Annotated in this window: 12 protein-coding genes; 11 read left to right on the top strand and 1 reads right to left on the bottom strand. The window is 58.2% G+C overall.

Annotated elements, in window-relative coordinates; genetic code table 11:
* Positions 1 to 34: 34 nt before the first annotated feature.
* Positions 35 to 829 (bottom strand): type I methionyl aminopeptidase, encoded by a 795-nt coding sequence (gene map, locus HX803_RS03580; protein WP_178919029.1) that lies wholly within the window; start codon positions 827 to 829, stop codon positions 35 to 37.
* 387 nt (positions 830 to 1,216) lie between these two features.
* Here map and rpsB point away from each other — a divergent pair, with 387 nt between their 5' ends.
* From rpsB to lpxD, 11 genes are all read left to right on the top strand, one after another.
* The gene (gene rpsB / locus HX803_RS03575) at positions 1,217 to 1,954 is read left to right on the top strand and encodes a 30S ribosomal protein S2 (protein WP_003189158.1); all 738 of its coding nucleotides are present in this window, start codon (positions 1,217 to 1,219) and stop codon (positions 1,952 to 1,954) included.
* 190 nt (positions 1,955 to 2,144) lie between these two features.
* Complete coding sequence (tsf, locus tag HX803_RS03570; RefSeq protein ID WP_016974403.1) at positions 2,145 to 3,008, top strand: translation elongation factor Ts; 864 nt, start codon at positions 2,145 to 2,147, stop codon at positions 3,006 to 3,008.
* A gap of 211 nt (positions 3,009 to 3,219) precedes the next feature.
* On the top strand, positions 3,220 to 3,963 hold the full coding sequence (pyrH, locus tag HX803_RS03565) for a UMP kinase (RefSeq protein ID WP_003172271.1): 744 nt from the start codon (positions 3,220 to 3,222) through the stop codon (positions 3,961 to 3,963).
* Positions 3,960 to 4,517 carry a ribosome recycling factor gene (frr, locus tag HX803_RS03560; protein WP_043049618.1) on the top strand — a complete coding sequence of 186 codons (558 nt, stop codon included), beginning with the start codon at positions 3,960 to 3,962 and terminating at the stop codon, positions 4,515 to 4,517. Before pyrH ends, frr begins: the two co-directional genes overlap by 4 nt.
* A 17-nt stretch (positions 4,518 to 4,534) precedes the next feature.
* On the top strand, positions 4,535 to 5,290 hold the full coding sequence (gene uppS, locus HX803_RS03555) for a polyprenyl diphosphate synthase (RefSeq protein WP_016974405.1): 756 nt from the start codon (positions 4,535 to 4,537) through the stop codon (positions 5,288 to 5,290).
* Positions 5,291 to 6,100: a phosphatidate cytidylyltransferase gene (locus HX803_RS03550; RefSeq protein ID WP_178919027.1), complete on the top strand. Its 810-nt coding sequence runs from the start codon at positions 5,291 to 5,293 to the stop codon at positions 6,098 to 6,100.
* The gene (gene ispC / locus HX803_RS03545; protein WP_178919025.1) at positions 6,097 to 7,287 is read left to right on the top strand and encodes a 1-deoxy-D-xylulose-5-phosphate reductoisomerase; all 1,191 of its coding nucleotides are present in this window, start codon (positions 6,097 to 6,099) and stop codon (positions 7,285 to 7,287) included. The genes HX803_RS03550 and ispC overlap by 4 nt, the downstream gene beginning before the upstream one ends.
* 52 nt (positions 7,288 to 7,339) lie before the next feature.
* Complete coding sequence (rseP, locus tag HX803_RS03540) at positions 7,340 to 8,692, top strand: sigma E protease regulator RseP (protein ID WP_178919023.1); 1,353 nt, start codon at positions 7,340 to 7,342, stop codon at positions 8,690 to 8,692.
* A gap of 74 nt (positions 8,693 to 8,766) precedes the next feature.
* Positions 8,767 to 11,154 (top strand): outer membrane protein assembly factor BamA, encoded by a 2,388-nt coding sequence (gene bamA / locus HX803_RS03535; RefSeq protein WP_176994694.1) that lies wholly within the window; start codon positions 8,767 to 8,769, stop codon positions 11,152 to 11,154.
* A gap of 45 nt (positions 11,155 to 11,199) precedes the next feature.
* Entirely contained in the window at positions 11,200 to 11,703 is a 504-nt protein-coding gene (locus HX803_RS03530; protein ID WP_003172279.1) for an OmpH family outer membrane protein, read from the top strand.
* 3 nt (positions 11,704 to 11,706) lie between these two features.
* On the top strand, positions 11,707 to 12,762 hold the full coding sequence (gene lpxD / locus HX803_RS03525) for a UDP-3-O-(3-hydroxymyristoyl)glucosamine N-acyltransferase (RefSeq protein ID WP_178919022.1): 1,056 nt from the start codon (positions 11,707 to 11,709) through the stop codon (positions 12,760 to 12,762).
* The last annotated feature ends 60 nt before the right edge of the window (positions 12,763 to 12,822 follow it).

The following is a 12,822-nucleotide window of genomic DNA, read 5'->3' as shown; positions in this document are numbered from 1 at the left end:
TCACAACACAGTGGGGGGAAAACCTAAGCAAGCTTTACGCCGAAGCCGCACCCGACGTGCGCGGGATCGTGTCGTCGGCGCGCAGGGTGAAGATCTCGTAGCCGGTGTCGGTGACCAGCAGGGTGTGCTCCCACTGGGCCGAGAGCTTGCGGTCCTTGGTGATGGCGGTCCAGCCGTCGCCCAGCACCTTGGTGTCGGCCTTGCCCTGGTTGATCATCGGTTCGATGGTGAAGGTCATGCCTGCTTTCAGCTCCATACCGGTGCCGGCGCGGCCGTAGTGCAGGATCTGTGGCTCTTCGTGGAACACAGTGCCGATGCCGTGGCCGCAGAACTCGCGCACCACCGAGAAACCGTTCTTTTCGGCGTGCTTCTGGATCACTTCGCCGATGTCGCCCAGGCGGCAGCCGGGTTTCACGATCTCGATGGCCTTGTACATGCATTCCTGGGTCACCTGGGACAGGCGCTCGGCCCAGACCGGCACGGTGCCGACGTGGAACATGCGGCTGGTGTCGCCGAAGTAGCGGTCCTTGATCACGGTGACGTCGATGTTCAGGGTGTCGCCGTCCTTCAGGGGCTTGTCGCCCGGGATCCCGTGGCAGACCACGTGGTTGACCGAGGTGCAGATGGACTTGGGGAAACCCTTGTAGTTCAACGGGGCAGGGATGGCCTTTTGCACATTGACTATATAGTCGTGGCAGATCTGGTTCAGGGTGTCGGTGGTGACGCCGGGCTTGACGTGTTCGGCGATCATTTCCAGCACGTCGGCAGCCAGTTTGCCGGCGATGCGCATGCCGGCGATGTCTTCGGCGGTTTTCAAACTTACGGTCATACAGGCTCTCTCTAGCGCGACGCGCTGAAATCAATACGGTTTACGGGCGTGCGACAAAAGGTTACAGAATTCGCACAAGCCACAAAAAACGCGATTCTATCAGACGATGGCCTCAAATCATGAGCCTCTGATAATCGCTTCTCTCTATAAGGTAGGGGGTTGTGGGCTCTATTCAAGGGCTTGCGTGAACGCGGTTGGCGGCAGATGTGATTGCGGGTTTCGTTTTCGTCGATGCTGTGGTATAAAATGCGCCGCTTTCCGGGGATACCCCGCAAAGCTTAAATCCACACACGTGTCGACACGATGACCTGGGTGCCGGAGGCCTTGATGCCGCTGGTTGGTCATTGGGATACGTGGAGGCCAAACCCGACTTATTAAGGAACTATCATGTCCCAAGTCAATATGCGCGATATGCTGAAGGCCGGTGTGCACTTCGGTCACCAGACCCGTTACTGGAACCCGAAAATGGGTAAATACATTTTCGGCGCGCGTAACAAGATCCACATCATCAACCTTGAAAAAACCCTGCCAATGTTCAACGAAGCTCTGACTTTCGTAGAGCGTCTGGCCCAGGGCAAAAACAAGATTCTGTTCGTCGGCACCAAGCGTTCCGCTGGCAAGATCGTTGCTGAAGAAGCAGCACGTTGCGGTTCGCCGTACGTCGATCACCGCTGGTTGGGCGGCATGCTGACCAACTTCAAGACCATCCGTGCTTCCATCAAGCGTCTGCGTGACCTTGAAGTACAAGCCGAAGACGGTACTTTCGCCAAGCTGACCAAGAAAGAAGCGCTGATGCGCTCCCGTGACCTGGAAAAGCTCGATCGTTCCCTGGGTGGTATCAAGGACATGGGCGGTCTGCCTGACGCACTGTTCGTTATCGACGTTGATCACGAGCGCATCGCGATCACCGAAGCCAACAAGCTGGGCATCCCTGTTATCGGCGTAGTCGATACCAACAGCAGCCCGGAAGGCGTTGACTACATCATCCCAGGCAACGATGACGCAATCCGCGCTATCCAGCTGTACATGGGTTCGATGGCTGACGCTGTAATCCGTGGTCGCAACCACGTTGCTGGTGGTACCGAGCAGTTCGTTGAAGAAGCTCCGGTAGCTGCCGCTGAGTAATAGCGCCCTGGCGTTGACTCAGTAAGCAAAAAGGGGGCTTGGCCCCCTTTTTGCCACCTCGAAAACCATTTGTCGGCAGCGCAGCTACATCATTTGTAACGTGCAGCGGCCTACAAGGGTGGTTCGGGAAGAATTGATCGCCCGTTTGATCGGGTGGAATGGTTGAAAACCTATCCAAGAGGATTTTGAAATGGCAGAGATTACTGCAGCGTTGGTTAAAGAACTGCGTGAGCGTACCGGCGAAGGCATGATGGATTGCAAAAAGGCCTTGACCAAGGCCGGCGGCGACATCGAAAAAGCCATCGACGACATGCGTGCTTCGGGCGCCATCAAGGCCGCCAAGAAAGCAGGCAACGTAGCTGCTGAAGGCGCTATCGCTCTGAAAGAAGACGGTAAGTCCGCTGTTCTGCTGGAAGTGAACTCGCAGACCGACTTCCTGGCTCTGCAGGACGACTTCAAGGCATTCGTGGCTGCCAGCGTTGAAAAAGCATTCGCTGACAAGCTGACCACCGTTGAGCCTCTGATCGAAGCTCAAGAAGCTGCTCGCCTGGTACTGGTCGGCAAGGTTGGCGAAAACGTCAACATCCGTCGCCTGGCCCGCGTTGAAGGTGACGTGGTTGGTGGTTACCTGCACGGCAACAAGATCGGTGTAGCGGTTGTTCTGAAAGGTGGCGACGTAGAGCTGGCCAAAGACATCGCTATGCACGTTGCTGCAAGCAACCCTGAGTTCCTGCTGCCTTCGGAAGTTTCGGCCGAAGCGATCGAGCGTGAAAAAGCTGTGTTCCTGCAGCTGAACGAAGAAAAAATCAAAGGCAAGCCAGAAAACATTGTTGAGAACATGGTCAAAGGCCGTATCAGCAAGTTCCTGGCTGAAGCAAGCCTGGTTGAGCAGGCGTTCGTCAAGAACCCTGAAATCAAGGTTGGCGACCTGGCCAAGAAAGCCGGTGCTGAAATCGTTTCCTTCACCTACTTCAAAGTAGGCGAAGGCATCGAGAAGCCGGTCGACAACTTCGCTGAAGAAGTTGCTGCCCAGCTGGCTGCCGCCAAGCAATAAGACAGTTTTAAACTGTCGCCCGAAAGAGGCTGCCCGCTCACGCGCGCAGCCTCTTTTCAAATGGGAAGGCTGATTTTATTTGGCTTCCCCTCGGAACTGGCTTACAAAGCCGTGTTCCGATGGCGCTGTGATAGCGTCCAGCTAGAGTGAACGCAAGCCGTAAACGGCTCGCCAAGAATTTTTAAAAAATACGCCGCAGGAGAGATTCGCAATGGCTCAGCAGGGCAGTGGTTATCAGGCTCGCTATAAACGCATTCTACTCAAGCTTAGCGGCGAGGCCCTGATGGGCTCGGAAGAGTTCGGGATCGATCCCAAGGTGCTCGACCGCATGGCGCTGGAGGTCGGCCAGTTGGTCGGAATCGGCGTACAAGTCGGTCTGGTGATCGGTGGCGGCAACCTGTTCCGCGGCGCTGCACTGAGTGCGGCCGGGATGGATCGGGTCACGGGCGACCACATGGGCATGCTGGCCACTGTGATGAACGCCCTGGCCATGCGCGACGCTCTGGAGCGCGCCAATATCTCGGCCATCGTGATGTCGGCTATTTCCATGGTCGGCGTGACCGATCACTATGATCGTCGTAAAGCCATGCGCCACCTGAATGCCAAGGAAGTGGTGATCTTTGCCGCTGGCACGGGTAACCCGTTCTTCACCACTGATTCGGCTGCTTGCCTGCGTGCCATCGAGATCGATGCTGACGTGGTGCTCAAGGCCACCAAGGTGGATGGTGTGTACACCGCAGACCCATTCAAAGACCCGCATGCCGAGAAGTTCGATCATCTGACCTACGATGAAGTGCTGGATCGCAAGCTGGGCGTGATGGATCTGACGGCAATTTGCCTGTGCCGCGACCACAAGATGCCGCTGCGCGTATTTAACATGAACAAGCCCGGCGCCCTGCTGAATATCGTACACGGCGGCGCGGAAGGGACTCTGATCGAGGAAGGCCAACAATGATCAACGAAATCAAGAAAGACGCCCAAGCGCGTATGCAGAAATCCCTGGAGTCTCTGAGCCATGCATTCGGCCAGATTCGTACCGGCAAGGCGCACCCAAGCATCCTGGGCAGCGTGATGGTGCCTTACTACGGCGCCGACACTCCGCTGAGCAGCGTGGCCAACGTCACCGTGAAAGACTCGCGCACCCTGCAGGTCGTGGCATTCGAGCGCAACATGCTCGCTGCCGTTGACAAGGCAATCCAGAGCGCTGGCCTGAACCTCAACCCGACCAACCTGGGTGAGTTGCTGCTGATCTCCATGCCTGCCCTGACCGAAGAAACCCGCAAGGGCTTCACCAAGCAGGCACGCAGCGCTGCAGAAGATGCCCGTGTGGCCGTGCGCAACATCCGTCGCGATGCCTTGGGTGACCTGAAGAAGCTGGTCAAGGACAAGGAAATCAGCGAAGACGAAGAGCGTCGTGCCGTTGCCGATATCGACAAGCTGACTAAAGATGCCGAGGCCCAGATCACCAAGGCCACGGAAGAAAAAGAAAAGGACCTGATGGCCGTATAAGGGGTCAGGACGCCTTCATGGAAAAGACCAAGCAGACTGTACCCTCTGTGGTGCCGCGCCATGTCGCGATCATCATGGATGGGAATAATCGCTGGGCGAAGAAACGCTTTATGCCGGGTGTAGCCGGGCATAAAGCGGGTGTCGATGCGGTGCGGGCCGTGATTGAGGTGTGCGCCGAAGCCAAGGTCGAGGTGCTGACCTTGTTCGCCTTCTCCAGTGAAAACTGGCAGCGGCCTGCCGAAGAAGTCAGCGCTTTGATGGACCTGTTCTTCAAGGCTCTGCGTCGTGAGGCCAAGCGTCTCAACGACAACAACATCAGCCTGCGCATCATTGGTGATCGCTCGCGGTTTCATCCGGAACTGCAGGCTGCCATGCGCGAGGCCGAGGCTATCACGGCTGGCGCCAATCGTTTTGTGCTGCAGATCGCAGCCAACTACGGTGGCCAGTGGGATATCGCCCAAGCGGCGCAACGCCTTGCCCGCGAAGTGCAGGCCGGTCATCTGCGGCCGGATGACATCACGCCTGAACTGTTGCAGACCTGCCTGGTCACCGGTGACTTGCCGTTACCTGACCTGTGCATTCGTACCGGTGGTGAGCATCGCATCAGCAATTTCCTGCTGTGGCAGCTGGCTTACACCGAGCTGTACTTCTCCGACCTGTTCTGGCCGGACTTCAAACACGATGCCATGCGCAATGCGCTGGCCGATTTCGCTTCCCGTCAGCGTCGCTTCGGTAAAACGAGCGAGCAGATCGAAGCTGGAGCCCGGGTTTAAATGCTTAAACAACGAATCATCACTGCACTGATCCTGTTGCCGATCGCCTTGTGCGGGTTCTTCCTGCTCGATGGTTCCGGCTTTGCGCTGTTTATCGGCCTGGTCGTGACCCTGGGCGCCTGGGAATGGGCGCGCCTGGCGGGTTTCAATGCGCAATTGCCACGCGTGGTGTACGCCGCGGTGGTCGCGGTGCTGCTGTTTCTGATGCATACCCTGTCGAGCATCGTCGTGCCTTGGGTGTTGGGGGCGGCGGTGTTGTGGTGGGCGCTGGCGACCTTCCTGGTGCTGACGTTTCCGCGTACCAGTGGTCACTGGTCCAGTGTTGCCAGCAAGCTGGTGATTGGTTTGCTGATTCTGCTGCCGGCCTGGCAAGGGTTGGTGGAGATCAAGAATTCGCCCATGGGCAACTGGCTGATCATGGCGGTGATGGTGTTGGTGTGGGGTGCTGATATCGGTGCGTACTTCTCGGGTCGGGCCTTTGGCAAGCGCAAGCTAGCGCCGGCCGTGAGCCCGGGCAAGAGCTGGGAGGGCGTGTACGGTGGTCTGGCGTTGACTCTGGTCATTACGCTGGTGGTCGGTGTTGTGCGCGATTGGTCGGTGAGGGAGATTTTCCTGGCCTTGTTGGGCACCGCTGTCGTCGTGTTTATTTCGGTGGTTGGCGACCTCACTGAGAGCATGTTCAAGCGCCAGGCCGGGATCAAGGACAGCAGCAACCTGCTGCCAGGTCACGGTGGTGTGCTGGACCGTATCGACAGCCTGACTGCTGCGATCCCGATCTTTGCAGTGCTGTTGTGGATGACCGCTTCGTGAGCCGCCTGCAGCAAGTGACCGTGCTGGGTGCAACCGGCTCGGTAGGGTTGAGCGCCCTTGATGTGATTGCTCGCCACCCGGACCGTTATCAGGTCTTTGCCCTGACCGGGTTTACGCGTCTGAGTGAGCTGCTGGCGTTGTGCGTGCGCCACGCGCCGCGTTTTGCTGTAGTACCTGAGGCGGCGGCAGCCCGTGGCTTGCAGGACGACCTGCGCGCTGTCGGGCTCGCCACTCAAGTGTTGGTGGGCGAGGAGGGGCTTTGCCAGGTTTCGGCGGATGCCGAGGTCGATACCGTCGTGGCAGCCATCGTTGGCGCTGCGGGCCTGCGTCCGACGCTCGCGGCTGTCGATGCGGGCAAGAAGATCCTGCTGGCCAATAAAGAAGCGCTGGTGATGTCTGGCGCACTCTTCATGCAGGCGGTGCGCAAGAGCGGCGCCGTACTGCTGCCTCTCGACAGTGAGCACAACGCGATTTTCCAGTGCATGCCGGGGGATTTTTCCCGTGGTCTGAGCCAGGTAGGCGTGCGTCGCATTCTGCTGACCGCTTCGGGTGGCCCGTTCCGTCAGACGCCTTCGGCGGAGTTGGAGCATGTCTCTCCGGATCAGGCCTGTGCTCATCCGAACTGGTCCATGGGGCGCAAAATCTCCGTAGACTCAGCCAGCATGATGAACAAGGGCCTGGAGCTGATCGAAGCCTGCTGGCTGTTCGATGCCCGGCCGGACCAGGTCGAGGTGGTGATTCACCCGCAAAGTGTGATTCATTCCCTGGTCGACTATGTGGATGGTTCGGTATTGGCGCAGCTGGGTAACCCCGACATGCGCACACCGATCGCCAATGCCTTGGCGTGGCCTGAGCGGATCGACTCCGGGGTTGCGCCTCTGGATTTGTTTGCCATCGCCCGCCTGGACTTCGAGGCGCCGGACGAGCAGCGCTTCCCATGCCTGCGTCTGGCGCGGCAAGCGGCCGAGGCGGGCAACAGCGCGCCAGCCATGCTCAATGCGGCCAATGAAGTGGCGGTGGCGGCGTTTCTTGATGGGCGCATCCGCTTTCCGCAGATCGCGAGTATCATCGAGGACGTGCTGAGCCTTGAACCTGTGGTCGCGGTGAATGATCTGGGCGCGGTGTTTGAGGCGGATGCAAAGGCTCGAGCGCTGGCCGGGCAATGGTTGAACCGCAATGCGCGTTAGTCTGTCGGCGCAGTAGGCCTTCAGGCACTGGATTGGAATGCGGAGAAATTAGATGAGTGCGCTCTACATGATTGTCGGCACCCTGGTTGCTCTGGGTGTGCTGGTTACCTTCCACGAATTCGGCCACTTTTGGGTGGCGCGTCGTTGCGGCGTCAAGGTATTGCGCTTTTCCGTCGGTTTCGGCATGCCGTTGGTCCGCTGGCACGATCGCCATGGTACCGAGTTCGTGATTGCAGCCATTCCGCTGGGCGGCTACGTCAAGATGCTCGATGAACGTGAAGGCGAAGTGCCGGCCGATCAACTGGACCAATCCTTCAACCGCAAGACCGTTCGTCAGCGTATCGCCATTGTGGCTGCGGGCCCGATTGCCAACTTCCTGTTGGCGATGGTGTTCTTCTGGGTCTTGGCCATGCTGGGCAGCCAACAGGTGCGCCCGGTCATCGGTGCGGTCGAGGCGGACAGCCTGGCGGCCAAGGCTGGCCTGGTTGCCGGGCAGGAAATTGTTTCCATTGATGGCGAACCTACCACTGGCTGGGGCGCGGTCAACCTGCAGTTGGTTCGTCGCCTGGGCGAAAGCGGCACCGTCAATGTGGTAGTGCGTGAGCAAGACTCCACCACTGAAACCCCGCGTGAGCTGGTCCTGGATCATTGGCTTAAGGGCGCTGATGAGCCTGATCCGATCAAATCCCTGGGTATTCGCCCATGGCGTCCTGCGCTGCCGCCGGTACTTGCCGAGCTGGACCCGAAAGGTCCGGCCCAGGCTGCAGGCCTGAAAACCGGCGATCGCCTGCTGGCGCTTGATGGTCAGTCGCTGGGTGACTGGCAGCAAGTGGTCGATCTGGTGCGTGTACGCCCTGATACCAAAATTGTGCTGAAAGTTGAGCGCGATGGTGCTCAAATCGACGTCCCTGTGACCTTGTCGGTACGCGGGGAAGCCAAGGCGGCCGGGGGCTACCTGGGTGCTGGAGTCAAGGGCGTAGAGTGGCCGCCGTCGATGGTTCGGGAGGTCAGTTTCGGGCCTTTGGCAGCGATTGGCGAAGGTGCAAAACGCACTTGGACCATGAGCGTGCTGACCCTCGAATCCCTCAAGAAAATGTTGTTCGGCGAGCTCTCGGTAAAAAACTTGAGTGGACCGATAACCATTGCTAAAGTGGCGGGCGCTTCTGCCCAGTCGGGTGTCGCAGATTTCCTGAATTTCCTGGCTTATCTGAGTATTAGCCTGGGGGTTCTGAATTTGCTGCCCATTCCAGTATTGGATGGGGGGCATCTGTTGTTTTATCTGGTCGAGTGGGTGCGTGGTCGCCCCTTGTCGGATCGGGTGCAGGGTTGGGGGATACAGATCGGTATCAGTTTGGTGGTCGGGGTGATGTTGTTAGCCCTGGTCAACGATCTGGGACGACTGTAACGCTTCGCTGAATTGCGAATCTGCCGCATTTTGCGGCAGTTTGTTTATTGCCAGTTGGAATAAGAAAGGACTTCATGAAACGTCTGCTGCTAACTGCGGTTCTCACCGTATTGATGATCGCCGAAGTTCACGCCGAGTCCTTCACTATCTCCGATATTCGCGTCAACGGCCTCCAGCGGGTTTCCGCGGGTAGCGTCTTTGGTGCCTTGCCGTTGAACGTCGGGGAACAGGCTGATGACCGTCGCCTGGTGGAATCCACTCGTGCGCTGTTCAAAACCGGGTTCTTTCAAGATATCCAACTGGGTCGCGAAGGCAACGTCCTGGTCATCACCGTCGTCGAGCGACCTTCCGTCGCCAGTATCGAGATCGAGGGCAACAAGGCGATCTCCACTGAAGACCTGATGAAGGGCCTCAAGCAATCCGGCCTGGCCGAAGGCGAGATCTTCCAGCGCGCCACCCTTGAGGGTGTGCGTAACGAACTGCAACGCCAGTACGTTGCCCAGGGCCGCTACTCCGCGACCGTGGAAACAGAAGTGATCCCGCAGCCTCGCAACCGTGTCGGCCTGAAGGTCAACATCAACGAAGGCACCGTGGCTGCCATTCAGCACATCAACGTGGTGGGCAACACCAAGTTCTCTGATGACGACCTGATCGATCTGTTCGAACTCAAGACCACCAACTGGTTGTCGTTCTTCAAGAACGATGACAAGTACGCCCGTGAAAAACTCTCCGGTGACCTGGAGCGCCTGCGTTCCTACTACCTGGACCGTGGCTATATCAACATGGATATCGCTTCGACCCAGGTGTCCATCACGCCGGACAAGAAACACGTCTATATCACTGTCAACGTCAACGAAGGCGAGAAGTACACCGTTCGTGACGTGAAGCTCAGCGGCGACCTGAAAGTCCCTGAAGACCAGGTCAAGGCCCTGCTGCTGGTGCAGAAGAACCAGGTGTTCTCGCGCAAGCTGATGACCACCACTTCCGAACTGATCACCCGCCGCCTGGGTAACGAAGGCTATACCTTCGCCAACGTCAACGGCGTGCCGACCCCGCATGATGATGACCATACCGTGGACATCACCTTCGTTGTCGACCCAGGCAAGCGTGCCTACGTGAACCGTATCAATTTCCGTGGCAACACCAAGTCTGCGGACGAAGTGCTGCGCCGTGAAATGCGCCAGATGGAAGGTGGCTGGGCGTCGACTTACCTGATCGACCAGTCCAAGACCCGTCTTGAGCGCCTGGGCTTCTTCAAGGAAGTCAACGTCGAGACACCGGCTGTACCGGGTGTGGATGACCAGGTTGACGTGAACTACGCCGTGGAAGAACAAGCGTCGGGTTCGATCACCGCAAGCGTCGGCTTTGCACAGAGTGCGGGTCTGATCCTCGGTGGTTCGATTACCCAGAACAACTTCCTTGGTACCGGTAACAAGGTGTCCATCGGCCTGACCCGAAGCGAATACCAGAGCCGCTACAACTTCGGTTATGTCGACCCCTACTGGACTGCTGACGGTGTGAGCCTGGGCTACAACGCCTTCTACCGCACCACCGACTACAAAGACCTCGACGTTGACGTTGCAAGCTATGCGATCGACAGCCTGGGTGCCGGTGTCAACATCGGTTACCCGATCAGCGAAACTTCGCGTCTGACGTTCGGCCTGACCGCGCAACAGGATGAGATCAAGACCGGTGTGTACACCGTGGACGAGATCTTCAACTTCGTGCGTACCGAAGGTGACAAGTTCCTGAACTTCAAGGCATCGGCCGGCTGGTCTGAGTCGACCTTGAACAAAGGCGTACTGGCAACCCGTGGCCATTCCCAGAGCCTGACTTTGGAAGCAACCACGCCGGGCAGCGACCTGTCGTTCTTCAAGCTCGACTACCGTGGCCAGTTGTTCCAGCCATTGAGTGACAACTACACCATGCGCCTGCACACCGAATTGGGTTATGGCGATGGTTATGGTTCGACTCATGGTCTACCGTTCTACGAGAACTACTACGCAGGTGGCTTCAACTCTGTACGTGGTTTCAAGGACAGCACCCTCGGCCCGCGTGGTACTCCGAGCCGTGGTGTTGGCGTAACCGGCAACAATGGCACAGTGGCTGACTCGGACAACGACCCGCTGCCGTTCGGTGGCAACGTGTTGATCCAGGGTGGTGCGGAAATTCTGTTCCCGCTGCCATTCGTCAAGGATCAGCGTTCGCTGCGGACCTCGGTATTCTGGGACGTGGGTAACGTGTTCGACTCCAAGTGCGACCAGATCACCAACCCGAGTGGCGTGAAGTCTCAGACCCAGTGCAACGACATCAGTCTGAGCAACCTCGCCAGTTCTGTGGGTGTGGGTGTGACGTGGGTGACTGCGCTCGGCCCGTTGAGCTTTGCTCTGGCCATGCCGATCAAGAAACCGGATAACGCTGAAACCCAGATTTTCCAATTCTCCCTCGGCCAGACGTTCTAAGCGTCTGACCCAAGATAACGACAACGGATTCTGTAGGAGTACATCGTGCGTAAGTTGACTCAATTGGTTCTGCTGGCCACTGTGCTGGTAACCACCCCGGCCTTCGCCGAAATGAAAATCGCCGTCCTGAACTATCAGATGGCCCTGCTGGAATCGGACGCGGCCAAGAAATACGCCGTGGATGCCGAGAAGAAGTTCGGTCCGCAACTGACCAAGCTCAAAACCCTGGAAAGCAGCGCCAAGGGTATACAGGATCGTCTGGTTGCCGGTGGTGACAAGATGCAGCAAGGCGAGCGCGAGCGTCTGGAGCTTGAATTCAAGCAAAAGGCCCGCGATTACCAGTTCCAGTCCAAGGAGCTGAACGAAGCCAAGGCTGTTGCCGACCGTGAAATGCTGAAACAGCTGAAGCCGAAACTCGACAGCGCTGTGGAAGAAGTCATCAAGAAAGGTGCCTTTGACCTGGTGTTCGAGCGTGGCGCTGTGATTGACGTCAAGCCTCAATACGACATCACCCGTCAGGTGATCGAGCGCATGAACCAGCTGAAGTAAGCCATGACCGCGACTATCAAGCTCGGCGAGTTGGCCGAGTTCCTGGGGGCCACCTTGCGTGGCTCCAAGGAGAAAGAAATCACTGGGCTAGCCACCTTGCAGGAGGCTGGCCCAGCTCAGTTGAGCTTCCTCGCAAATCCCCAATACCGTAAATACCTGGTCGACAGTCAAGCCGCAGCCGTGTTGCTGAAGGCCGCCGACGCCGAAGGGTTTGCCGGGGATGCCTTGGTGGTAGCTGACCCCTACCTGGCCTATGCACGGGCATCGCACCTGTTCGATCCCAAGCCCAAGGCCGTAGCCGGGATTCACCCGTCTGCGGTGATCGCCGATGATGCCCAGGTTGATCCGGCGGCAAGTATTGGCGCCTTTGCGGTGATCGAAAGTGGCGCGCGTATTGCGGCTGGGGTAACGGTGGGTGCGCATTGCTTTATCGGCGCACGCTGCACCATTGGTGCCGATGGCTGGTTGGCGCCCCGTGTGACCCTGTACCACGATGTGCGTATCGGTGAGCGCGTGGTGATTCAATCGGGTGCCGTGATCGGGGGCGAGGGCTTCGGCTTCGCCAATTCGAAAGGCGTCTGGAACAAGATCGCCCAGGTGGGCGGTGTATTGATCGGCGATGACGTGGAAATCGGCGTCAATACCGCTGTTGATCGCGGGGCACTGGCCGATACCGTGCTTGGCAATGGCGTGAAGCTCGACAACCAGATTCAGATCGCCCACAACGTACAGGTCGGCGATCACACCGCCATGGCCGCGTGCGTAGGTATTTCCGGCAGCACCAAGATCGGCAAGCATTGCATGCTCGCCGGTGGCGTTGGGCTGGTGGGGCATATCGAAGTGTGCGACAACGTCTTCATTACCGGCATGACCATGGTGACCCACTCGATTACCGAGCCCGGGGCCTATTCATCCGGTACCGCCATGCAGCCCGCAGCTGAATGGCGCAAGAGCGCAGCGCGCTTGAGGCAGCTCGACGACATGGCTCGACGTCTCAAACAGCTGGAAAAGCGTGTTGGGGACGTGACCCCTGGCGGTAATGCTTCATCAGAAGGCTGATACCATTTCCATATCAAGTGTGCACAGCCGCTAGACTGCCTCCTTGATTTGCTAGCGGGG

The sequence above is a fragment of the Pseudomonas sp. P7548 genome (genome assembly GCF_013386585.1).
Classification (GTDB): Bacteria; Pseudomonadota; Gammaproteobacteria; order Pseudomonadales; family Pseudomonadaceae; genus Aquipseudomonas.
Note: the sequence above shows the minus strand (reverse complement) of the source record. Positions and strands in the feature narration are given on the sequence as shown.